18 protein-coding genes are annotated in these 22,165 nt (G+C 68.1%); 10 read left to right on the top strand and 8 right to left on the bottom strand.

What is annotated here, in order from left to right:
• Positions 1–28 precede the first annotated feature (28 nt).
• Both FGL15_RS02195 and FGL15_RS02190 read right to left on the bottom strand, forming a co-directional pair.
• Positions 29–2,122 carry an acyltransferase family protein gene (locus FGL15_RS02195; RefSeq protein WP_168223282.1) on the bottom strand — a complete coding sequence of 698 codons (2,094 nt, stop codon included), beginning with the start codon at positions 2,120–2,122 and terminating at the stop codon, positions 29–31.
• Positions 2,123–2,253: 131 nt separating this feature from the next.
• Positions 2,254–3,357, bottom strand: a complete 1,104-nt coding sequence (locus FGL15_RS02190) for a VIT1/CCC1 family protein (RefSeq protein WP_138944776.1) — start codon at positions 3,355–3,357, stop codon at positions 2,254–2,256.
• Between the two features lie 146 nt (positions 3,358–3,503).
• Here FGL15_RS02190 and purE point away from each other — a divergent pair, with 146 nt between their 5' ends.
• Positions 3,504–4,025, top strand: a complete 522-nt coding sequence (gene purE / locus FGL15_RS02185; protein ID WP_138944775.1) for a 5-(carboxyamino)imidazole ribonucleotide mutase — start codon at positions 3,504–3,506, stop codon at positions 4,023–4,025.
• Between the two features lie 118 nt (positions 4,026–4,143).
• Positions 4,144–5,400: an LCP family protein gene (locus tag FGL15_RS02180; protein WP_370281999.1), complete on the top strand. Its 1,257-nt coding sequence runs from the start codon at positions 4,144–4,146 to the stop codon at positions 5,398–5,400.
• Positions 5,401–5,426: 26 nt separating this feature from the next.
• Here FGL15_RS02180 and FGL15_RS02175 read toward each other — a convergent pair whose 3' ends face one another.
• The 3 genes from FGL15_RS02175 to FGL15_RS02165 all read right to left on the bottom strand — a co-directional run bounded on the left by FGL15_RS02175 (position 5,427) and on the right by FGL15_RS02165 (position 8,092).
• Positions 5,427–6,563 (bottom strand): glycosyltransferase family 1 protein, encoded by a 1,137-nt coding sequence (locus FGL15_RS02175; protein ID WP_138944774.1) that lies wholly within the window; start codon positions 6,561–6,563, stop codon positions 5,427–5,429.
• Complete coding sequence (rfbD, locus tag FGL15_RS02170) at positions 6,560–7,411, bottom strand: dTDP-4-dehydrorhamnose reductase (protein ID WP_138944773.1); 852 nt, start codon at positions 7,409–7,411, stop codon at positions 6,560–6,562. The genes FGL15_RS02175 and rfbD overlap by 4 nt, the downstream gene beginning before the upstream one ends.
• 108 nt (positions 7,412–7,519) lie before the next feature.
• On the bottom strand, positions 7,520–8,092 hold the full coding sequence (locus tag FGL15_RS02165; protein WP_138944772.1) for a GtrA family protein: 573 nt from the start codon (positions 8,090–8,092) through the stop codon (positions 7,520–7,522).
• A 114-nt stretch (positions 8,093–8,206) separates the two neighbouring features.
• On the opposite strand from FGL15_RS02165, the gene FGL15_RS02160 reads away from it, so the two are divergent.
• The 3 genes from FGL15_RS02160 to rfbA all read left to right on the top strand — a co-directional run bounded on the left by FGL15_RS02160 (position 8,207) and on the right by rfbA (position 10,701).
• A complete protein-coding gene (locus tag FGL15_RS02160; protein ID WP_138944771.1) occupies positions 8,207–8,812 on the top strand; it encodes a dTDP-4-dehydrorhamnose 3,5-epimerase family protein in 606 nt (201 codons plus the stop codon).
• Positions 8,813–8,816: 4 nt separating this feature from the next.
• On the top strand, positions 8,817–9,764 hold the full coding sequence (locus FGL15_RS02155) for a class I SAM-dependent methyltransferase (RefSeq protein WP_138944770.1): 948 nt from the start codon (positions 8,817–8,819) through the stop codon (positions 9,762–9,764).
• A gap of 70 nt (positions 9,765–9,834) precedes the next feature.
• Positions 9,835–10,701, top strand: coding sequence for a glucose-1-phosphate thymidylyltransferase RfbA (gene rfbA / locus FGL15_RS02150; RefSeq protein WP_138944769.1), 867 nt, complete (start codon positions 9,835–9,837; stop codon positions 10,699–10,701).
• A gap of 30 nt (positions 10,702–10,731) precedes the next feature.
• On the opposite strand, the gene FGL15_RS02145 is transcribed toward rfbA, so the two are convergent.
• Positions 10,732–11,685: a lysylphosphatidylglycerol synthase domain-containing protein gene (locus FGL15_RS02145; protein ID WP_138944768.1), complete on the bottom strand. Its 954-nt coding sequence runs from the start codon at positions 11,683–11,685 to the stop codon at positions 10,732–10,734.
• Positions 11,686–11,778: 93 nt separating this feature from the next.
• On the opposite strand from FGL15_RS02145, the gene FGL15_RS02140 reads away from it, so the two are divergent.
• Positions 11,779–12,996: a glycosyltransferase gene (locus FGL15_RS02140; RefSeq protein ID WP_168223281.1), complete on the top strand. Its 1,218-nt coding sequence runs from the start codon at positions 11,779–11,781 to the stop codon at positions 12,994–12,996.
• A 4-nt stretch (positions 12,997–13,000) separates the two neighbouring features.
• On the opposite strand, the gene FGL15_RS02135 is transcribed toward FGL15_RS02140, so the two are convergent.
• Both FGL15_RS02135 and FGL15_RS02130 read right to left on the bottom strand, forming a co-directional pair.
• Complete coding sequence (locus FGL15_RS02135) at positions 13,001–13,918, bottom strand: NAD-dependent epimerase/dehydratase family protein (RefSeq protein ID WP_138944766.1); 918 nt, start codon at positions 13,916–13,918, stop codon at positions 13,001–13,003.
• A 3-nt stretch (positions 13,919–13,921) separates the two neighbouring features.
• Entirely contained in the window at positions 13,922–14,863 is a 942-nt protein-coding gene (locus FGL15_RS02130) for a glycosyltransferase family 2 protein (protein WP_138944765.1), read from the bottom strand.
• Between the two features lie 223 nt (positions 14,864–15,086).
• Here FGL15_RS02130 and FGL15_RS02125 point away from each other — a divergent pair, with 223 nt between their 5' ends.
• The 4 genes from FGL15_RS02125 to FGL15_RS02110 all read left to right on the top strand — a co-directional run bounded on the left by FGL15_RS02125 (position 15,087) and on the right by FGL15_RS02110 (position 22,147).
• Positions 15,087–17,906: a YfhO family protein gene (locus FGL15_RS02125; protein WP_138944764.1), complete on the top strand. Its 2,820-nt coding sequence runs from the start codon at positions 15,087–15,089 to the stop codon at positions 17,904–17,906.
• A 39-nt stretch (positions 17,907–17,945) separates the two neighbouring features.
• Positions 17,946–18,782 carry an ABC transporter permease gene (locus FGL15_RS02120; RefSeq protein ID WP_064295194.1) on the top strand — a complete coding sequence of 279 codons (837 nt, stop codon included), beginning with the start codon at positions 17,946–17,948 and terminating at the stop codon, positions 18,780–18,782.
• Positions 18,779–19,522 carry an ABC transporter ATP-binding protein gene (locus FGL15_RS02115; RefSeq protein WP_229939008.1) on the top strand — a complete coding sequence of 248 codons (744 nt, stop codon included), beginning with the start codon at positions 18,779–18,781 and terminating at the stop codon, positions 19,520–19,522. The genes FGL15_RS02120 and FGL15_RS02115 overlap by 4 nt, the downstream gene beginning before the upstream one ends.
• 90 nt (positions 19,523–19,612) lie before the next feature.
• The gene (locus FGL15_RS02110; protein ID WP_240773729.1) at positions 19,613–22,147 is read left to right on the top strand and encodes a glycosyltransferase; all 2,535 of its coding nucleotides are present in this window, start codon (positions 19,613–19,615) and stop codon (positions 22,145–22,147) included.
• The last annotated feature ends 18 nt before the right edge of the window (positions 22,148–22,165 follow it).

Raw genomic sequence — 22,165 nt, 5'->3', positions numbered from 1 at the left:
GCTGGCACTCCACCCGATCATGGACTGGTCACCCTCGGGAGGTGGCGGCTCGGATGCGGTCGACGAGGAACGGGCCCAGGGTCCGCGACCAGGTGGCCGTGATGTGGTGCAGATCGCGATAGACGAGCACGTTCCCGACGGCGAGCGGACAGGTCCCGGCCGCGCAGTACAGCTCGCCGAGATCCACGACCGGCACGGCACCGTCGGTCATCGCCGCCGTGGCGGTGTTCAGGTCGAACGTCGGGTACGCCTCGGCCACGGGGAAGGCGCACGCCCCTGCGATGAGCTCGGCGGCGCTCGTGCGGTCGACGCACGCGGCGGCTTCGGTCGGCACTCGGGGATTGTCCCGCAGCACCACGATCGACGTCCCCTGCTCGAGCACCGGTCTCCAGGCCGCGAGCGTCGCGGTGCGGATCGCGGCCTGTTCGGCCACCGAGGTCTCGTCCGGACTCTTGGAGGTCACCAGGATGATGTCGTACGGTCGCTCACCGGTGAACGCCTGCTGCATGAGCGTCCGCCGGGCCGTGCACACCGCCCGGTCGTCCGGTCCGGGTTCCCGCCACTCGCAGCCCTTGCCGACGTACACATCGAGTCGCCAGTTGTGGGCCTCGAGTTGATCGACGAGTCCGGGGATGAGCATCGTGGCGTGCGAGTTCCCGGTGAGCGCGACCCGCGTGGCGTCCGGCCGCTCGGAACCGAAGGTGCAGCCGGGGAAGACCGGCGCATCGGCCGCCGCAGAACACCGGAAGGTGTCGCCCGTGTCCTCGGTCCGCACCGACAGCGGCGGCAGGAGTTCGTCCGCCAACGCCGGATTGGTGCAGCCCGACACGGCCGCATCGGCACCGAAACACGGCTCGCCGTCCGCGACGTAGGCGTCCACGGTGCTCGCGAGGGTGCGTTCCTCGGCGGCGACGGTCAGCAACCCCGCCGTCGGGATGCAGAGCACGAGTGCGGTCGCCGCGCCCGCCAGCATGACGGTCCGTGCGGAGCGCGCGTGCGCGAGGACGGGGGCTCGTCGGACGGGGTCCTCGACGAACCGCTTCGTCAGCGCAGCGAGGACCACGGCGACGACCAGGAGAGCGGCCGCGATCGCCCAACCGAGCGGGTCGTCGAGCGCGACGGGCACGCCGAGCACCCACGGTGCGACCACGATGAGCGGCCAGTGCCACAGGTACAGCGAATAGGAGAGATCGCCGAGCAGGAGCGACGCACGCGTGCGCGCAATGGTCGTCACGGACCACCGGTGGGTCGACGACCCACCGACGATCACGAGGAGCGTCCCGAGGACCGGGAGGGCGGCGGCGATCCCGGGGAACGCCGTCCGCTCGGTGAAGGCGACCAGTGCGACCGCCAGGAGGACGACGCCGAGGACACCGGAGGCCGTCCGCCACCGGGCGCGGTGCACGACCACGACCGGCCCGAGGAGTGCGAGCAGACCGCCGGCCGCGAACTCCCAGGCACGGGTCGGCGTGGCGAAATACGCCGGTGCCGGGTCCGCCGCCGTGTACAGGATCGAGCACAGGAGTGAGGTGGCACCGATGATCCCGAGCGCCACTCCGAGGGTGCGGCGGAGGGCCCACGGTCGTCGCCGCGTGAGCCACACGCACAGCACGACGACAAGCGGCCAGCCGAGGTAGAACTGCTCTTCGACGGACAGCGACCAGAAGTGCTGGACCGGTGACGCGGCGCTGCCCTGTGCGAGATAGTCGACGGAACTCCCCGCCAGGAACCAGTTCTCCCAGGAGGTCGCGCTCGCCACGGTCTCGGTGAAGAACTGCGTCCACGCGCTCGGCGGTGCGAACCGCCAGATGAGGACGGCGGTGACGGCGAGGACGAGCAGGGCGGCCGGCAGGAGTCGCCGGATCCGGCGGGCCCAGAACGCCGGGAGGTCGACGCGTCCCGTCTCGTCGGCCTGGCGTGCGAGATGGCTCGTGATCAGATACCCGCTGACGACGAAGAACACGTCGACGCCGACATACCCACCGGGCAGGAGGCTCGACGACAGGTGGAAGACCACGACGGACAGGACGGCGATCGCGCGGAGCAGCTGGATGTCGGGCTGCGTGCGCGGAACCGCTCCGAGGAGGGGAGACGCGCCGATCCGGTCCTGCAGCTGCCTCACGCGCCCTCCTCCGCCGTCCGGGTCGACGGACGGCGGGCTCAGCGTAGGGAACGTCGGTGACGCACTCGTGGACGGCAGATGACGGGTTCGCTTCGGTTTCGGGTGTCGCGCGGCAGACGGCCGACGGTCGGTCAGCCGACGTTCGCACCGAAGAGCAGGCCGAGCACATAGGTCGCCGCAGCAGCGCCGTACCCGATCGCAAGTTGTCGCAGTGCCCGGCGGAGCGGTGGCCCTCCGGAGAGGAGCCCGACGACGGCGCCGGTGCCGAGCAGGGCCACCCCGACGAGGAGCGCGGCGACCAGCAGCGCAGCGACACCCTGCAGCCCGAACAGGTAGGGCAGGACCGGGATGACGGCGCCGGACGCGAAGAAGCAGAAGCTCGAGAGCGCGGCGCCGAGCCCGGTCCCGATGGCCTCGTGCTCAATCGCCGCGCGCGCCTCGCGCTGGTAGGTGCCGGCGCCGACGCGGGCCAGGACGTCCGCTGCGTGGGCCTCGGCTTCGCCCACCTCCATGCCGCGTGCCCGGTAGACGAGCGCGAGTTCGTTCGCGTCGACGTCGAGGTGGGGGAGGGCGTCGTCGGCCGCCGGGTTGGGGCTGGACGCCTCGAGCAGTTCCCGCTGCGACCGGACCGAGACGTACTCGCCGGCTCCCATCGACAGCGCGCCCGCCAGGAGGCCCGCGAGCCCGGCGGCGAGGACGACGCCGTTGCCGACGCCGGTGGCGCTCATGCCGATGACGAGCGCGAGGTTCGAGACGAGTCCGTCGTTCGCTCCGAACACGGCTGCCCGGAAGGTTCCGGACAGGCGGTTGCGTCCTCGGGCGGCCAGGCCCCGGACGACCTCCTCGTGGATCTGCTCGTCGGCGGCCATGCGTTCGGTGGCCGCCCGTTCGGTCGCGTAGGGCGAGCGCGACTCGGCGCGCTGGACGAGCGCTAGGACGAAGACGGATCCGAACCGCCTCGCGAGCCAGCCGAGCAGCCGGGTCCGCAGGTCACCGCGTTGCGGCTTGCCGATGTCATCCCCGAGCAGGGCGATCCAGTGCGACTCGTGGCGTTTCTCGGCCTCGGCGAGCGCGAGCAGGATGTCGCGCTCCTCACCGCTCCGCCGGCCAGCGAGATCGCGGTAGACGGCGGCTTCAGCGCGTTCGTCGGCGAGGTACCCGCGCCACCGCCGCAGCTCCCGCTGGCTGGGTGGCTCGTGGCGTGCTGCGGATCCGTCCGCGGTCGACGTGCTCATCCGCCGATTGTCCCAGACACCAGTTGATCGGTGCGCTGCGCGGTGCGGAGGCGTCCCCGGACTGGGGTCCCCTTGAGGAGGGCTTGTCCGCCAGCTGCGGTGCGTCCTGAGCTGATCTTCAGCCACCGCGATCTACGATGGTGCTCATGCCCGAGAACTCCGCCTCGTCCCCTGACGCCCCGCCGCTCGTCGGCGTCGTGATGGGCTCGGACTCCGACTGGAACGTCATGAGCGACGCGGCGCAGGTGCTCCGCGACTTCGGCGTGCCGTTCGAGGTCGAGGTGCTGTCGGCCCACCGCACGCCCGAGAAGATGATCGCCTACGGCAAGGCCGCCCGCGGCCGTGGCGTGAAGGTCGTCATCGCCGGAGCCGGCGGCGCGGCGCACCTCCCCGGGATGCTCGCCTCCGTCACGACCCTGCCGGTCGTCGGCGTGCCGGTGCCGCTCTCCCGCCTCGACGGCCTCGATTCGCTCCTGTCGATCGTGCAGATGCCCGCGGGCGTGCCGGTCGCGACCGTCTCGATCGGCGGCGCGAAGAACGCCGCGCTGATCGCCGTCAAGATCCTCGCCACGGCCGACGACGCCCTGCACCAGGCACTCGTCGCCTATGCCGAGGCCCTCGCCGACTCGGTCGAGGAGAAGAACCGGAACCTCAAAGCGCAGCTATGACGAGTGCAGCCACCGCCGCGAAGCCGATGCGGTATCCCGACACCCGTTCACGCGAGGTGATGACCAAGCGCGCCTGGTGGCTCGTCGTCCTCAACCTCCTGATCCCGGCTCTGCACAGGTGCTCGCCGGGAACCGGAAGCTCGGGCGGTTCGGACTCTTCTGCACCCTGTCACTCTGGGTGCTCGCGATCGTGGCCGTCGTCGCCTACCTGCTGTGGCCCGCCCCGGTCATCACCATCGCGACGAACTGGTTCACCTTGACCGCCGTGCAGGTGCTCCTCGCTCTCTACGCCATCCTGTGGGTCGTTCTCACGCTCGACACCCTGCGCCTCGTCCGCCTCGTCCGAGCCTCTCCGAACGCGCGGCTCGGTGTCGCGCTCTTCGCCACGTTGGCGCTCGTCGCCGTCGCCGGGACAGCGGGCTACGGTGCGGTCGTGGCGGGCTCGGCACGTGGCACGATCGGCTCGATCTTCGCTCAGACCGCCCCGGTCGACCCGGTCGACGGGTACTACACCTTCCTCCTCCTCGGGGGTGACGCCGGCGCCGACCGTGAGGGACTGCGACCCGACAGCACCTCGGTCGTCGCCGTCAACGCCGAGACGGGCAAAGCGACCGCATTCGGGCTCCCGCGTGACCTCGATCCCGTGCCGTTCCCGGAGGGGTCCGAGATGGCTTCGCTGTATCCGAACGGCTACGGCTATGAAGACGATTGCGACGTCGACGTCTGCCAGCTCAACTCGATCTACACGGAGATCCAGCTCAAGAACCCCGAGCTGTTCCCGAAGGCCGAGGCCGCGGGGAGCGAGCCAGGCATCGAGGCCATGAAGCAGGCGGCCGAAGGCGCGACCGGCCTGAAGATCCAGTACTACGTCCTTGTGGACATGCAGGGCTTCGCGACGCTCATCGATGCGCTCGGCGGTATCACCATGACGCCGACGCAGCGGCTCCCGATGGACGGCGATGAGGACCTCAACGACGTCACCGAGTGGATCGAGCCCGGTAAGCAGGTCATGGACGGTCGGACAGCGCTCATGTACGCGCGCTCCAGGCACTCGACGAGCGACTACGACCGGATCGCCCGCCAGCGCGAACTCCAGGACGCGATGCTCAAGCAGTTCAACCCGACGAACGTCCTGTTGCGCTTCCAGGAGATCGCGGCGGCGAGCCCGGATGTCGTGAAGACGGATGTCCCGCAGTCGATGCTCGGATACTTCGTGAACCTCGCCGGGAAGACGAAGACCGCCGGCCTCGCGAGCGTGGAGTTCGTGCCGCCGCTCATCGACCCCACCGAGCCCGACTACGGGCTCATCAAGCAGACCGTCCAGGACACGCTCTGGCCGCCGACACCGACCGCGGACCCGACCGACGCGGGTTGACCCCGCGACCGGTCCACCGGGACCGGTCAGATCTCGGCGTGCAACTGCCAGACGCGCTCTGCGGAGTCACGCCAGCTGAACGCCTGCTCGCGGTCCATGCCGAGGATCCGCAGTCGAGCGAGTCGTTCACTGTCGCCGATGACGTCGTTGATGGTGGCGATCAGACGGTCCGCGTAGCCCTTCGCGCCGGACTCGACGACGACACCGGCTCCGCCGCCGACCTCGACGAGCGCGGGCACGTCGGAGTGGATGACGGGAGTGCCGAAGCGGAAGGCCTCGACGAGCGGTAGGCCGAAACCCTCGGCCAGACTCGGGTACACGAGTGCGGTGGCGCGGTCGAGGACGACGGCCAGGTCGGCGTCGTCGAGGAATCCGAGTGCTCGCACGCGGCCCTCGGGAAGACCGGCCTCGTCGGCGACCTGCGCGAGCGTGACGTCTCCCCAACTGTCGGTGCCGACGATGAGGAGCGGCAGGTCAGGTGCTCCCGGACGACCGAGCCCGGTGATGAGCTCGGTGATGCCGCGACGCGGGTCGAGTGAGCCGACCGAGACGAGGTACTCCGAGGGGAGGTCGAGCGTCCGTGCTCGGCCGTCGGCATCCGTGGGGAGGGCGAGGGTCGATGCGGCGGCGCCTCCGATGACGCGGACCCGGTCGCCGAGGTCGATGATCTGACGCAGTTCGTCTGCCACGGCGTGGGTCGGGACGACGATGGCGTCGGCGTGTTTTCGGGCGCGTTTCACCATGGCCTTCTGCCAGCTGACCGACAAGGGCGTCAGCGAGGACGGGTGCGACCAGGCGAGCGTGTCATGAATGGTGACGACGATCTGATTGCCGTCGTTCATGCGGTCGTGCCTGCTGAGCGGAGCGAGGAGACCCGGCGCGTGCACCATGCCGTTGCCGGCGCCCGGGGTGACGATACCGAGCTGCCAGGCGGCGCTGAGCTCACGTCGGGGCAGCGTCGTACGGTGCAGGGCTGCGAGGCCCGGCAGCTTCGACTCGAGGAGGTCGACCTTCTCCTTCGACACCGCGGAGACGATGCCTTCGACGTCGCAGCCGGGAGGGGCGCTCGCGATGATCTCGCGGGTGAGCTCCTCGGAGTACCGGCCGACACCGCCGGCCACCGGAGCGACGATCTGGTCGACGACGACCCGGAGCGTCGTCACGGTGCCGTCACGACGCCGTGCTGCGTCGCTGCTTCGAAGGCCTCGCGCCAGTCGCGCATCGGCGCCAGACCTGCGACGGCCCAAGCGTCGTGACCCAGCACCGAGTAGGCGGGGCGCGGCGCGGGACGGACGAACGCAGAGCTGTCGGTGGGGGAGACCCGGGCAGGGTCCGCGCCGACCGCCACGAAGACGGCCTGTGCGAACTCGTACCAGGAGGCTTGTCCGGCGTTCGTGCCGTGGTACACCCCAGCCGGCGCGTCGGCGTCGAGGAGCGCGACGATCTGCGCAGCCAGGTCCGCCGTCCAGGTCGGCTGTCCCAGCTGGTCGGTCACGACGGCCGGATCGACGCCGTTCGCCGCCAGCTTCGCCATCGTCGCGGCGAAGTTCGGTCCGTTCTTGCCGTAGAGCCACGCCGTCCGGACGATGTAGCCGCCGTTCGGGTGCTCGGCGAGGACGGCTCGCTCCCCGTCGGCCTTCGTGCGACCGTAGGCGCTGATCGGCGCGAGCGGGTGGTCCTCCTGATACGGCGAGGTGGCGGAGCCGTCGAAGACGTAGTCGGTGGACACCTGGACCAGCTTCGCTCCGGCTTCACGAGCGGCCACCGCGAGGTTGCGGGCTCCGATGGCGTTCACCGCGGCCGCGTCGGCCTCGTTCGATTCGGCGTCGTCGACCTTCGTGTAAGCGGCGGCGTTGATGACCGCCGAGTGGCCGGCGACGGCGGCGCGGACGGCCTCGAGATCCGTCACGTCGAGCTCGGCGCGGCCGAGGGCGGTGACCGGACGGCCCGCGAGGGCCTCCTGCAGGTCATGGCCGAGCATGCCGGAGGCTCCGGTGATGAGATAAGACAAGGTGTGGTTCCTCTCCGATGGGGCGAAGTCATCGTAACCTGTGGGGCTTCGGGCGATCTGGACGGCCGAGACCGGACACCCCGCGCCGCCGCACAGCCGGTGTCCGCCTCAGCCGAGGGAAGGGCGGTCTGTCGGCTCCGTGACCGTGCCGGTTCGCGGTGGAGGCTCTTCGAAGATCGTCCGCTGTGCTTCCTCGACGCGTGCTGCCGATGCGAGACCGTCCTTGCGATGGTGTCCGTAGACCCAGTAGCGGTACAACGCGAACCGGAACAGCGTGCCGAGGCCCAGCCCGATGACGTTGCTCGCGACGTTGTCGGCGAGGAGCGTGTCGTACCCGAGAACGTAGTGGCTGATGTAGAGGCAGAGGAGCGCGATCCCCATGCCGCCGAGCGACACGACCACGTACTCGACGAGCTCGAGGACGAAGTTCTTGCGACGGTGCTCTCGGAAGGTCCAGTAGCGATTGCCGATCCAGTTGAAGACGATGGCGACCGAGACGCTGACGGCCTTCGCCCCGATGGGCGACTGCAGGGCGTGGTCGTGTCCGAACACGCCGAGGCGCAGCAGGTTGAACAGGGCGATGTCGATGCCGAACCCGATGAGCCCGACGACGCCGAACTTGAGCGCGTACTGCGCGATGCCGAACCAGACGCGCTCTGCGAGCCTCTTGAGCCGCTCCATGTTGCTCCCAAACGACGAAACCGATCGTTCGAGTATCACAGGGGACGCCGCTCCGTGCGCTGTGAGCGTTGTCACAGAGTGCCGCGGCAGTCGACGGATTGGTAGGATCGCCGGGTGCAGATCCGAGAACTGAACGTCCCAGACAGCTACGAGATCACGCCGAAGCAGTTCGGCGACGACCGAGGTGTCTTCCTGGAGTGGTACCGCTTCGACAAGCTCGAAGAGGCGAGCGGTCGTTCGATCAAGCTCGCCCAGTCGAACACCTCCGTGTCCAAGCGCGGCTCCGTCCGTGGCATCCACTTCGCCGACATCCCCATCGGGCAGGCGAAGTACGTCACGGCGACGCGCGGCGCGGTCCTCGACTACGTCATCGACATCCGCGTCGGTTCGCCGACGTTCGGCCAGGTCGACTCGGTGCTGCTCGACGACACCGACCGCAAGGCGATCTTCATCTCCGAGGGGCTCGGGCACTGCTTCGTGGCGCTGACCGACGATGCGACCGTCAGCTACCTCGTCACCGACGTGTACCGTCCTGACCGCGAGCACGGTATCAACCCGCTCGACCCGGAGATCGGACTCGTGATCCCGGAGGCGGCTGGAACGCCGCTCCTGTCGCCGAAGGACACCGAGGCTCCCGGCCTGTCGGAGGCGGCAGCGGCCGGCCTGCTGCCGACGTGGGACGACGCCCGGGCGTTCTACGCGTCGCTCCGGTCGAGCTGATCGTATGAGCGAGCCCGCCAACCGGTCGCTCGTCGGCTCGGCATCCGTGGTGATCGAGCCGGACTGGCTCGGTCCCGCGGCCTTCTGGCAGCCGAGGTTCTTCCCACTCTCGGCGTGGGTCGAGCACGCCCCGTTCGCCTTCTGGATCGCCGAGGCCGTCCGACCGCGCGTCTTCGCCGAACTCGGCACCCACTACGGCTATTCCTACTTCGCCTTCTGCGAGGCGTTCCGTCGCCTCGGGTTGGACACGAAGACCTTCGCGCTCGACACCTGGCAGGGAGACGACCAGGCCGGTGCCTATGGAGAAGAGGTGTACGAGTACGTCGCCGGGGTGAACAGCCGCGAGTTCTCCGCATCGTCGACCCTGTTGCGCGGCTATTTCGACGACTCGGTCGACCAGTTCGCAGATGGCACGATCGACCTCCTGCACATCGACGGTCGTCACGGATACGAAGACGTCATCCACGACTACGAGTCCTGGCGGCCCAAGCTCTCCGAGCGCGCCGTGGTCCTCTTCCACGACATCTCGGAGCACCAGGAGGGGTTCGGAGTCTGGCGCTTCTGGGATGAGATCAAGACCAGGCACCCCTCCTTCACGTTCGAGCACAACCATGGCCTCGGCGTCCTGGGCGTCGGTTCGGCCCTGCCCGACACGATGGTGCGGTTCTTCGAGGCCGCAGCTCAGGAACCCGAGCGGGTCCGCGACGCGTACGAGCGGCTCGGCGCCGACCTCTCGGGCATCGTCAACGGTCGGAACGAGGACGCTGCGGCGCGGGAGGCGCTCGCTCGCCGTGAGGGCGAACTCGCACAGGCGGAACAGCGTGCTGCCGCCGCGGCGGCGGAAGCCCTCGGGCTCCGTCAGCAGCTCGAGGCCGTTCGATCGAGCACGAGCTGGAAGCTCACGGCACCGGTGCGGAAGTTCAGCGGAGCGGTACGGCGTCGCGGCGACTGAACGTCGGCACCCATGGGCGCTTCGTCGCCGTCAGATCGCCGACGCGAACTCCGACTAGACTGCATGAGTTATGCGAGGAATCATTCTGGCCGGAGGATCCGGCACACGTCTGTGGCCGATCACCAAGGGCATCTCGAAGCAGCTGATGCCCATCTACGACAAGCCGATGATCTACTACCCCCTGTCGACGCTGATGATGGCTGGGATCGACGAGATCCTCATCATCACGACGCCGGAGTACAACGAGCAGTTCCGTGCGCTCCTCGGTACGGGGGCCGACCTCGGCATCCGCATCGAGTACGCGGTCCAGCCCTCGCCCGACGGACTCGCCCAGGCCTTCATCATCGGTGAGGAGTTCATCGGTGACGAGAGCGTCGCGCTCGTCCTCGGCGACAACATCTTCCACGGCACGGGTCTCGGTTCCGCCCTCCGCAACCACAACAGCATCGACGGTGCGCTGATCTTCGCCTACCAGGTCGCAGACCCGACCGCCTACGGCGTCGTGGAGTTCGACGACGATTTCACCGCGATCTCGATCGAGGAGAAGCCGGCGAAGCCGAAGAGCAACTACGCCGTTCCCGGTCTGTACTTCTACGACAACTCGGTCGTCGAGATCGCGAAGACGATCGAGCCCTCAGCGCGTGGTGAGCTCGAGATCTCGACGGTGAACGAGCGTTACCTGGAGCAGGGTTCCCTGCAGGTCCAGGTCCTCGACCGCGGGACCGCCTGGCTCGACACCGGAACCTTCGAGTCGATGATGCAGGCGTCCGAGTACGTGCGCGTCATCGAAGACCGACAGGGGTTCAAGGTCGGGTGCATCGAGGAGATCGCCTGGCGCGCCGGGTGGATCGACGACAAGCAGCTGGCCGTCCTCGCCGCGCCGCTGGTCAAGAGCGGGTACGGACGCTACCTGCAGACCCTGCTCGCGCAGGCGTGACCCTCGTGGTCCCGCGCTGAGCGCAGACCCTCACTCCGGGCCCGGAGCCGCATCAGGTCGTCCGACCGCTGCGGTGCCGGGCCTGATGTGTGTGGTGGCGAGTGCGTAGAGGCACACGACGACATCGACGATGATGAGTCCGAACCGGCTCACCAGCACGATGCCCAGCACCGAGCCCGCGGCGACGACGTTCGTGAGCACGAGCGCGAGGATCGCCTCCCGCACGCCCGCACCGGCAGGCGCGATGATCGCGAGGAACCCCGCGACCCAGGCCAGGGCGTAGCCGGAGATCGCGAGCGGGAGCAGCCCCGGATCGAAGGTGCCCAGCGACGTGACGATGGTCCAGAGATGGACGCCGAAGCACGCCCAGCTGATGAGCGACCAGCCGATCGCGGCGGACAGCGGGAGCGCCCGGATGGGCGGCAAGGTGTCCTTCTTGCGGAGGAGGCGGAAGGCGAACCCGATGATCCTCGTGAGGACCGGCGGCAGGAGGGCGATCACGCCGACGGCGACCGCGAGGACGACGAGCCAGCCGTAGGACGCAGCGAGTGTCGGGAACGCCAGGAGCGCGCCGGCGGCGACGGTGGAACCGGCGATGAGGCTCACCAACAGCTGCGCCGTGAGGGTGATCGCCGTGACCCCCGCCGGGATGCCCGCGCGCGCGCCGAGCTGGCTGCCGGCGACGATGGGCCACACACCGCCCGGCAGGTACTTGCCGATCTGGGAGACGAACACGACGTGCGAGGCGTCCCGCACCGAGATGCGGTAGCCGAAAGCGATGACGACGGCGCGCCAGGCGAGCATCGAGAAGAAGACACCGAGGAAACCGGCCACGAGGGAACCGAGCAGCCAGACCGGATGCATCGTGAGCACGCTCGACAGGAAATCGTCCCAGTTGCGGACGACGGTCCACGCGATGAAGCCGATGACGACCACCGCGAAGGCGATCTGGAGGGGCCGTTTGACCTGGGTAAGCTTGTTCATGGCAGATGCCCATTATCTCCCACGGCGTCCACAGCCGGTGCGTGCGGCGATCGCCGTACGTCGATGGGAGCACCCGCCCGATCCGGAGGTCCCGTGCCACGTCCCCGTCTCCTCGTCCTCGCCTCCACGTTCCCCGCCCGTCGGGGCGACGGGGTGCCGGCGTTCGTGAGGGACCTGGCTCTGCAGGAATCCCTCGACTTCGACACCAGGGTCCTCGTACCACGGGTGCCAGGGGCCGCATCGGATGAGCAGGACGGTGACCTGCACATCGCGCGATACCCGTATTTTCCGAAGCATTGGGAGGACCTCGCAGACGGCGCCATCATCGAGAACCTCCGTGCGAAGCCGATTCGCTGGCTGCAGGTTCCAGGGCTGTTCCTGGCCCAACTGCTTGCGCTCCGACGTGTTCTCCGTGAGTTCCGTCCCGACGTCCTCCATGTGCATTGGATCATCCCCCAGGGGGTCGTGGCCCTGCTCGGCGGCCGACGCGTCCCGCAGCTCGTGACGACCCTCGGCGGCGACCTGTACGCCCTGAACGCCGCTCCGCTGCGGGCGCTGAAGGCGCGGATCGTGCGTCGGGCCGGCGCGGTGACCGTCATGAACGCCGACATGCGAGACCGCGTGATCGCCTTGGGTGCCGCGCCTGCCCGCGTCCAGGTCATCCCGATGGGTGCCGATCTGCCTCCGGTGCCTGCGTCGGTGCCAGCAGGAGCGGGCGAGGTCGCGGCACCGGTGCCAGGGGTGGCGACCACCCGCCTGATGTTCGTCGGACGACTCGTTGAGAAGAAGGGTCTGTCCTACCTCATCGAGGCCGTCCGCCGGGCTCCGGCCGGGTCGCTGGAACTCGAAATCGTGGGCGACGGGCCGCTGCGGACCGCCCTCGAAACGGAGGCCTCCGGCCTACCGGTGGTCTTCATCGGTCAGCAGGGGCGCACGGAGCTGTTCGCTGCGTATCGACGTGCCGACGTGGTCGTCTTCCCGTCGGTCGCCTCCACCTCCGGCGATCAGGACGGTCTTCCGGTCGCGTTGCTCGAGGCGATGCGTGCCGGCCGCGCCATCATCGCGACCGATCTGCCGGGGTTGAACGAGGTCGTGCTCGACGACGCGACCGGCCTGGTCGTGCCCGATCGGGATACTGCCGCCTTGCTCCGGGCGATCCAGCGGCTCGCTGACGATCCCGATCTCCGGGCACGACTCGGCGCGGCAGCCGCGACCCACGCCGAGCAGTTCTCGATCGAGGCGATCGGCTCCCGATACCGCACGCTGCTGCACGACGTGCTGGGTGCCGCCGGTCGTCGTTCGTCCGACTGACCGGTCAGCGTCGTTCGAGCTGTTCCCAGGTCGAGGCGATGCCGCGCTCGAGAGGGGTCGTCGGAGGGACGCCGAATTCGGCGCGGTAGCGCGCGGTCTCGAGCACGACGGTCTCGACGAACGTGCTCGGCACGGGTAGCGGAGTGATGTCCAGTGGTCGGCCGACGACCCGTGCGATGGCGTCCAGGACCTCCGAGACCGTGTGTCCGACGCCACTCCCGATGTTGTAGACCGAGTGTGCCGGATCGCCGTCGACGATCCGGGCGATCATCTCGATCGCGTCATCGATGTAGAGGTAGTCGCGGACCATGCTGCCGTCGCCGTAGCGGACCACAGCGTCGCCTGTCGCGATGTTCGCGAGCGCGATGGGGATGAGGCCCTGGCGCCGGCCGGGGTGCTGGCCGGGTCCGTACGGGTTCGAGATGCGGAGTGAGACCGCGTCGAGCCCACGCTTGACACGGAAGTACCGGAGGTAGTGCTCGATCGTGAGCTTCCCGATGGCGTACGGGGAGCGGGGGAGGGCCGGGTCGGTCTCCCGGTATCGTTCGAGACCCTGATCGCCGTAGATCGCGCCACCGGTGGAGGCGAAGTAGAACCGTTCGATCTCGGCGTCGGCACACAGTCCCAGGAGCTCGACGGTCTGCCCCACGTTGGTGCGGAGATCGAGCGAAGGGTCGTTCTCAGAGGTCGCCGGCGCGGTCGTGGAGAGGAAGTGGAACACGAGGTCCTGACCGCGGACCGCGGCTGCGAGGTCGCTGCGGTCGAAGAAGTCTCCGGCCAGGATCGTCGCGTCGGGCGTGTCGAAGTTCCGCGGGGATCGGAACCGGTCGAACACCGTCACGTCGTGACCGCGTTCGACGAGGGCGTCCACGAGTGGTCCGCCGAGGAACCCGTTGCCGCCGATGACGAGGCTGCGCACCATGGCTCAGCCGCCGTACCGCTGCAGCTTGAGGTAGTCGAGCATCTCCTCGTTGAGTGTGCGGTTGATCCTGGTGAGGTCGGCGACCACACCGATGGCGAAGGACAGGAGCGCGCCCATCAGCAGCGTCGCCCCGACGAGCAGGCTCTGGAGGTGGTTCCCCTCGTCCTGAACGATCGTGAGGATGAGGTACCGGACGAACGGGGTGAGCCCCGCGAGCAGTAGCAGGAGCCCGAGTCCGGCGAACACGACGTAGGGCCGGTACATCAGGAAGGCCCGCACGATGGCGACACCCGACTGGTACATGTGCTCACCGATGGAGCGGAACAGCCGTGACTCCCGGGTCTTCGGGTTCGTCGTGACCGGGATGCTCGTGATGGCCAAGCGTTTGTTGCCCGCCTGGATGATCGTCTCCATGCAGTAGCTGAACTTGGTGACCACGTTGAGCCGGATGAGTGAGTACTTTGAGTAGGCGCGGAACCCACTGGCGGCATCGGGGAGGGTCGTCTTCGCCGCCTTGTTGACGATGAAGCTCCCGAAGCGCTGCATCACCTTCTTGAACGGGGAGAAGTGCTCGATGAGGGCCGTCTGCCGGTCCGCCACGACGATCTCGGCCTCACCCGCGAGGATGGGCTGGACCAGGTCGCCGATGCGGTCCTGCGGGTACTGGTTGTCGCCGTCGGTGTTCACCACGATGTCCGCACCGTGGAGGAGGGCGTAGTCGACGCCGTCGCGGAACGACCGGGCCAGTCCCATGTTCGTCGAGTGCTTCACGAAGTGCTTCACGCCATAGGACTTCGCGACCTCGATCGTGCGGTCGGTCGACCCGTCGTCGATGATGAGGATCTCGATCTCGTCGATGCCCGGGATGGAGGTCGGAATCGACTCGAGGACGAGCGGAAGGGTCTCCTCTTCGTTCAGGCACGGGATCTGGACAAAGAGCTTCATAGGCGACTTCCGGAACTGTAGGCGATACGACCGGTCCCAGAGTACCGTCGGATCCGTCGGGTCGCTGCTCGGAGCCGACCCGAGCAGGTCCGTCGGGTCATGCGGTCACCGGTTGCAGCACGACGGTTGAGGCATACTGGGGGCTTTGACCCTGACGAGCCCGAGGAGTGCCGTGCAACGATCGCGACCTCGCGACGGCGTTTCCGCGCCTCGGAATCCCTCGATGCTCGGCCCGAGTCTCGGGTCGTCGGCGGTGTCCGTGATCGCGTGGGCTGCACTGGTGGCCTTCGTCGTGTGCACGATCGGACCCGCTCTCATCGGTGTGACGAGTTTCCTCGGTACCGACCTGCTGGTCTCCTTCGCCCCGTGGCAGTCCACGATCGCGATGGTCCAGGATCCGACGAACCGCTTCATCGGCGACACGATCGACACCGTGGTGCCGCAGACCGCCCTGATCGTCGAGGCCGCGCGAGAAGGCTCGTTCGCGGCCTGGAATCCGTACGCGGCGGGTGGCGCCGAGCTTGCCGGCCTGCCGAACTCGGGGGTGTACTCCCCGCTGTCGCTGCCGTGGTGGTTCCTCCCGGTGAGCGCCGCACCCGGGTACGTGAAGCTGCTCGAGATCGTCGTCATCACCCTCGGCATGTCCTTACTCCTGCGGCGCTGGAGGCTGCCGAACGCGAGCTGGGCGGTCGCGAGCCTCATCTTCGCGTCGTCCGGATTCATGATCTCCTGGACGAACTGGCCGCAGACCCGTGTGGCGGCCCTGCTGCCGTTGTTGTTCTGGGCGCTCGACCGCATTGCGATCCGTCCCCGACCGGTCGACGTGGCCATCCTCGGGCTCGTGGTCGCCTCGCTCCTCCTCGGTGGCTTCCCGGCGGTCGCCGGCTACGCGCTCTATGCGGGAGGCGCCTACCTGCTCGTGAGGTCGATCGTCGTCCGACGGCGATGGCAGGGGGTGCTGTCAGCAGTCGGCACCGGTGCCGCCGGTGTCGTGCTCGGTGTCGGGCTCTCCGCGTGGCAGCTCGTCCCGTTCGCGGTGAACGCGTCGAGTGTCCTCGATCTGTCTGCCCGTGCGGCAACGTCCGGCGCGTCACTGCACTGGGGCGACCTCGCGTCGCTCCTCGTACCGGAGATTGTCGGAGATGTCGACGCCGGGCTCACCTGGGGAGCCGGGAATCCGATCGAGCGCTTGTCCTACATCGGCGTCGGAGCACTGGCCCTGGTCGCCGCCGCCGGTCTCATCGTCCCCCGGAGCCGGCGACTCCGCCCGAGTGTGACCTTCGTCGTCGTCGCGCTCGCGCTCAGTGTCGTCCTCACCTTCGTGGGCGGTCCGATCCTCGCGGCGTTCCAGGAGCTTCCGGTCTTCTCCAACAACCCGATCGCGCGGCTGCGGGTCCTCGTCGGGTTCTTCCTGGCGCTGCTCGCGGCGGTCGGCTTCGCCGCGGTGATCGATCCGACCTCGCTGCGAGCGGAGGTGCGTCTCCTGCGGCGCGCTCGGACGAGACGTCATCTCTGGTGGCGGATCCTGGCGCTCGTCGTCGTGATCGCCATCGGGTGCGTCGCGGCGTTCACCGTTCGCGACACGCTCTGGACGCTGCCCGCCGACGTCATCCCCGCGATGCGCGAGCACATCGGCGTGGTCGGAGCCTTCGCGGCCTTCGCCGTCCTCGTCGTCGTCGCCGCCTGGGCCGGTGGTCGACGTGTCGGCATTCTGGCGGGCTGCATCCTCCCGATCATGCTCGTCGTGCCGGCGGTCGTCGTCGCGAACGAGTGGTGGCCGCAGTCACCTCCCGAAACGGTCTACCCGAGCACGGCAACGCATCGTTTTCTGGAGCGCGAGCTCGGGGAGAGCCGGTACGCCTCCGTGGATCAGACGATGCTGCCCGGAACGAACACGGTCGACCGGCTCCGTTCCGTCGGCGGACACGCGTTCCACACGAGCGAGTGGCAGGATCTCCTGGAGGCGGTCGAGCCGAATGCCTTCTTCAGTCGGACCTACTCCGCTCTGCGGTCCGGGGATCTCGCGACCTCGATCCGCTCATCGATCCTGGACCGACTCGCCGTCAAGTACGTCGTCGACGACCCGGAGGCCACGGTCCTCGGCCAACCGGAAGGCACGATCGACCGCACCGGCCGGGTGCAGGTCGCCGACGGGGACCGAGTCCGTTCCGCGGTGCAGTCCGGCCCGGTGCGAGGCGTCGTGTTCGCGTTGCCGGACAGCGTCGTGGGGCAGGACGACCCCGACGGAGTGACCGTCACCCTCGACATCCGCGACGCGGTGACCGATGAACGGATCGCGACGACGTCGACCTGGTTTCCCGCGCTGACCGCCGACCAGTCGGTCGCGGTGGAAGGCGAGGACATTCCAGCCGACCGAGCCTGGGTGGCAGAGCTGCGGTTCGACGGCATCGGCATTCCGGCTCCGGTCGCAGCCGATCCCTCCGGTCGATTGGGGATCTCGCTCGTCCGTCCCGCCGACGACGGGCTCCGCGTCGTGCATACGGGCGACGCCACCGTCTTTGAACGGACGACGGCACTCGATCGGATCAGATGGGCGTCGACCGCGGTGACGGAGACTGACCCTGCCGAGCAGGTGGCGACGATGGCGGACGGCTCCCTTCCGAGCACGGCCGTCCTGCTGGAGCGTCCGGAGGATGCTCGGGAGGTCGCGAGCGACCGAGCGGCCTCGACCGCCGCGGTCACGGTCCTTCCCAGCGACACCAGTCGCATGGAGGTCGAGGTGGTCGCCGATGGAGCAGGCTGGGTCGTGGTCGCGGACTCGCTTCGCCGACCGGGCTGGGCGGCGACGGTCGACGGGAAGCCCGTCGAGCTGCTGCCGGCTGAGCATGCCGGGGCGGCCATCGCGGTCCCGACCGGCGAGCACCGTGTCGTCCTGCAGTACACGGTCCCCGGGCAGCAAGTCGGTCTGGGGGTGACCGCGGCGTCGTCGCTCGTCGTCGTGGTCCTCGTCGTCATGGACGCGTTCCTCGTCCGCCGCCGCCGGCGATCGCTCCTGAGTGGTGACCCAGGACTTCTAGGTTAGATTGGTCAGCATGTCTTCACGCCCGACCCCCGGGGTGCGATGAGCTACGTCAAGGAGATCCTCGGATCCCGCGAGCTCCTCGCGAACCTCACCCTCCGCGACATCCGCGGCCAGTACAAGCGAACCATCTTCGGCCAGCTGTGGTCCTTGGCGAACCCGCTGGCGCAGATGCTCATCTACACCTTCGTGTTCTCGTTCATCTTCCAGGTTCCGCTGCAGACGGGCGACCCGAGTGGGCTGCACATCTTCGCGCTCTGGCTCCTCTGCGGGCTCCTGCCCTGGATGTTCTTCTCGAACGTGGTGAACACCGGCATGGGCTCGCTCATCGCGAACACCGGACTGATCCAGAAGGTGTACTTCTCGCGCATCGTGCTCCCGATCTCCGCGGTCGGTGCCATCGGCTTCAACTGGTTGTTCGAGATGGCCGTGCTCTGCATCGCGCTGAGCCTGCTCGGTGCGTTCGTCCTGCCGTGGCTGCCGCTCGTCGTGCTCACCATGGTCCTCCTGGCGATCTTCGCCGCGGGCCTCGCACTGATGCTGTCCATCGCCAACGTCTACTTCCGCGACACGCAGTACTTCATGGGCATCATCATGCAGATCTGGATGTACGCGACGCCGATCATCTACCCGATCTCGCTCGTCCAGGCGCAGTCCGACAAGTACGGCCCGCTGTTCGGCACGCCGATCACGATCATCGACATCTACCGCATCAACCCGCTCGAGCACTTCGTGGCCGTGTTCCGGAACCTCCTCTACGACAACCGGTTCCCCGACCCCGCCGACCTGCTCACCATCGCCGCCTGGGCGCTCGTGTCCTTCACCGTGGGCCTGCTCGTCTTCCGCCGGCACGAGAAGAGATTGGCGGAGGCCCTGTGAGCACCGCAGCAGTCGTCGTGGACGACGTCAGCAAGAAGTTCCGGCTCTACCACGAGCGCAACCAGAGCATCAAGTCGGCCATCATGCGCCGCCGTCGTTCCGTCCACGAGGACTTCTGGGCCCTCAAGAACGTCGGGTTCGAGGTGCCTGAAGGATCGACCTTCGGTCTCATCGGGTCGAACGGCTCGGGCAAGTCGACGCTGCTCAAGTGCCTCGCCAAGATCTACTATCCCGAGCAGGGGTCGATCACCGCGCGCGGCAAGCTCGCCGCGCTGCTCGAGGTCGGCTCAGGATTCCACCCGGAACTCTCCGGGCGGGACAACATCTTCCTGAACGGGTCGATCCTCGGGATGTCGCGGAAGGAGATCGAGCGCAAACTCGACACGATCATCGACTTCTCCGGCGTCGAGCAGTTCATCGATCAGCCGGTGAAGAACTACTCGTCCGGTATGTACGTGCGTCTGGGCTTCTCCGTCGCGATCAACGTCGACCCCGACGTCCTCGTCGTGGACGAGGTCCTCGCGGTCGGCGACGCGGAGTTCCAGGAGAAGTGCCGTCAGAAGTTCGTCGAGTACAAGCAGCAGGGCAAGACGGTCATCCTGGTGAGCCACTCGATGGACACGGTGCAGCAGATGTGCGATCACGCGGCCTGGTTGCGGCACGGCGAACTCGTGGAGAGCGGTGAGGCCGCTCCGACGATCGCCGCCTACCTCAACAGCCTCGGTGAGAACGCCGGCTGAGCTGAGCGGGCGGCGGTCCGAACCGCCGCCCAGGTGCGGAACGATACACTCGGCAGGTCTGTCGAGGACAGGATATGTCGAGGAGCAAGAGTGAAGAACACACGTAAGAGACGTCCGGGCGTCGTATCCGTCATCCTGGTGAACTACCGCGGATCCGCGGACACGATCCAGTGCGTGCGGACGCTCCGCGAGATCGACTTCCCGCAGGACCGCCTCGAGATCATCGTGGTCGAGAACGGCTCCGGCGACGACAGCCTCGAGCAGCTCGCCACCCTGGGCGACCTCGCGACGATCGTGCCCTCCAAGGTCAACGGCGGCTTCACCGGCGGTTGCAACCTCGGCGTCTCGAAGTCGAGCGGTGAATTCGTCGCCTTCCTCAACAACGATGCACGCCCGGACGACCAGTGGATCAACGCGGCGATGGAGACCTTCGCCGAGAGCAAGGACATCGGCGCCGTCGCGAGCAAGGTGCTCGACTGGGAGGGTGAGCGAGTCGACTACGTGGGCTCGGCGCTCACCTGGTACGGCATGGGGTACAAGCCGCACGCCGGCGAACACGACCGACCCGAGTGGAGCGTCGAGAAGGACGTCCTCTTCGGCACCGGCGCGGCGATGTTCGTCCGGGCCGAGCTCTTCGAACAACTCGGAGGGTTCGACGACCGCTACTTCATGTTCTACGAGGACGTCGACCTCGGCTGGCGCTTGAACCTCCTCGGCTACCGGTTCCGGTTCCAGCCGAAGTCGCTGGCGTTCCACAAACACCACGCGTCGATGGAGAAGTTCGGCAACTACTTCGAGACCTACCTGCTCGAGCGCAACGCCCTCTACACGCTCTACAAGAACCTCGACGACGAGGCCCTCAGCCGCTCGTTCGCGGCAGCCCTGCTGCTCGCGACGCGTCGCGCCACCGGTCGAGCGAAGATGGACACGACGGCCCTGGATCTGCGCAAATCGAAGGACGATGACGGCAGCCCGGCCTCGATGCTCTCCAAGCAGCTCCTCGCCGGTGTCAACGCCATCGACCAGGTCGTGGAGAACCTGCCGGAGCTCGCGAAGGACCGCGCGCTGGTGCAGGCGACCCGCACCCGTTCCGACCGCCAGTTGCGGCTCCTGCTCGGCAACATCGACGAGCCCGCGTACCCGATCGAGAGCTACCTCGAGGGGTACGACAAGATCGTCTCCTCGCTGAACGTCCTCGACGAGCCGCTTCGACGCCGCGTGCTCATCATCACCGGCGACCCGATCGGTGCCAAGATGGCCGGTCCGGCGATCCGCGCTTGGAACATGGCCGACACCCTCGCCGACGAGCACGATGTCCGTCTCGTGAGCATGACCGGTGTCTCCGTCGAGAGCGAGCGCTTCGAACTCGACGTGGTCTCGCACCACCGCCCGGCGAGCATGAAGCCGCACGAGAAGTGGGCCGACGTCATCATCCTGCAGGGGCACGCGCTCGCACTGTTCCCGGCCCTCGAGACCACTTCCAAGGTGCTCGTCATCGACGTGTACGACCCGCTCCACCTCGAGCAGCTGGAGCAGGGGAAGAGCGACAACCTCGTCACCTGGGGCGACCAGGTCTCCGACGCCACGGACGTCCTCAACCATCAGCTGGCCCGCGGCGACTTCTTCCTCTGCGCGAGCGAGCGTCAGCGGCACTTCTGGCTGGGACAGATGGCGGCGCTCGGGCGTATCAACCCGTACACGTACACCCGCGACGAGGATCTCGAGACACTCATCGCGATCGCTCCGTTCGGCATTCCCGCCGGCCGTCCCGAGCACACCCGTCCCGCGTTGCGCGGTGTCGTCCCGGGCATCGGTGTCGACGACAAGGTCATCATCTGGGGCGGCGGCATCTACGACTGGTTCGACCCGGGAATCGTGATCCGTGCGGTCGGCGAGCTCGCCAAGCAGCACCCGGACCTGCGGTTGTTCTTCATGGGTACGAAGCACCCGAACCCCTCCGTTCCCGAGATGCCCGCGGTGGTCGCGGCCCGTGCGTTGAGCGACGAACTGGGCCTGACCGGCACCCACGTGTTCTTCAACGACTCATGGGTCGCATACGACGACCGCCACAACTACCTCCTCGAAGCCGACCTCGGGATCTCGACCCACTTCCAGCACGTCGAGACCACGTTCTCCTTCCGTACCCGCATCCTCGACTACCTGTGGGCCGGGCTGCCGATCGTGACGACCGAGGGTGACTCGTTCGGTGATCTCGTCCGCGAGCAGACGCTCGGGGTGGCGGTGCCCGAGCGCGACCAGGGAGCGCTCATGGCCGCGATCGAGCACGTCTTGTTCGACGACACGTCCCGCGAGGCTGCGAGGGCGAACGTACAGCTCGTCCGCGAGCGGTTCGTCTGGTCGAGCGCGCTCGCCCCGCTCGTCGAGTTCGTCCGGAACCCCCGGCTCGCTGCAGACAAGGCCCCGCCGAGCCCGGCGCGAAGCCGGTCGTCCTGTCGTCCTCCCGTCAGCAGCAGACGCCACCGCGGCGCACCGGCGTGCGGCGCGACGTCGACCGGGTGGCGTACTACCTCAAGAACGGCGGCCCGAAGGTCGTCGTCGAGCGGTTCGCTGCGCGTCAGCAACGTAAGCGCGACGCCGACAACGTTTAGACATCCGGCGCTGTGAGGGCGCCCATCAGGAAGG

Source organism: Plantibacter sp. M259, assembly GCF_006065115.1.
In the GTDB taxonomy this organism is placed as follows: Bacteria; Actinomycetota; Actinomycetes; order Actinomycetales; family Microbacteriaceae; genus Plantibacter; species Plantibacter auratus.
This window is presented reverse-complemented; position numbering and strand designations above follow the sequence as displayed.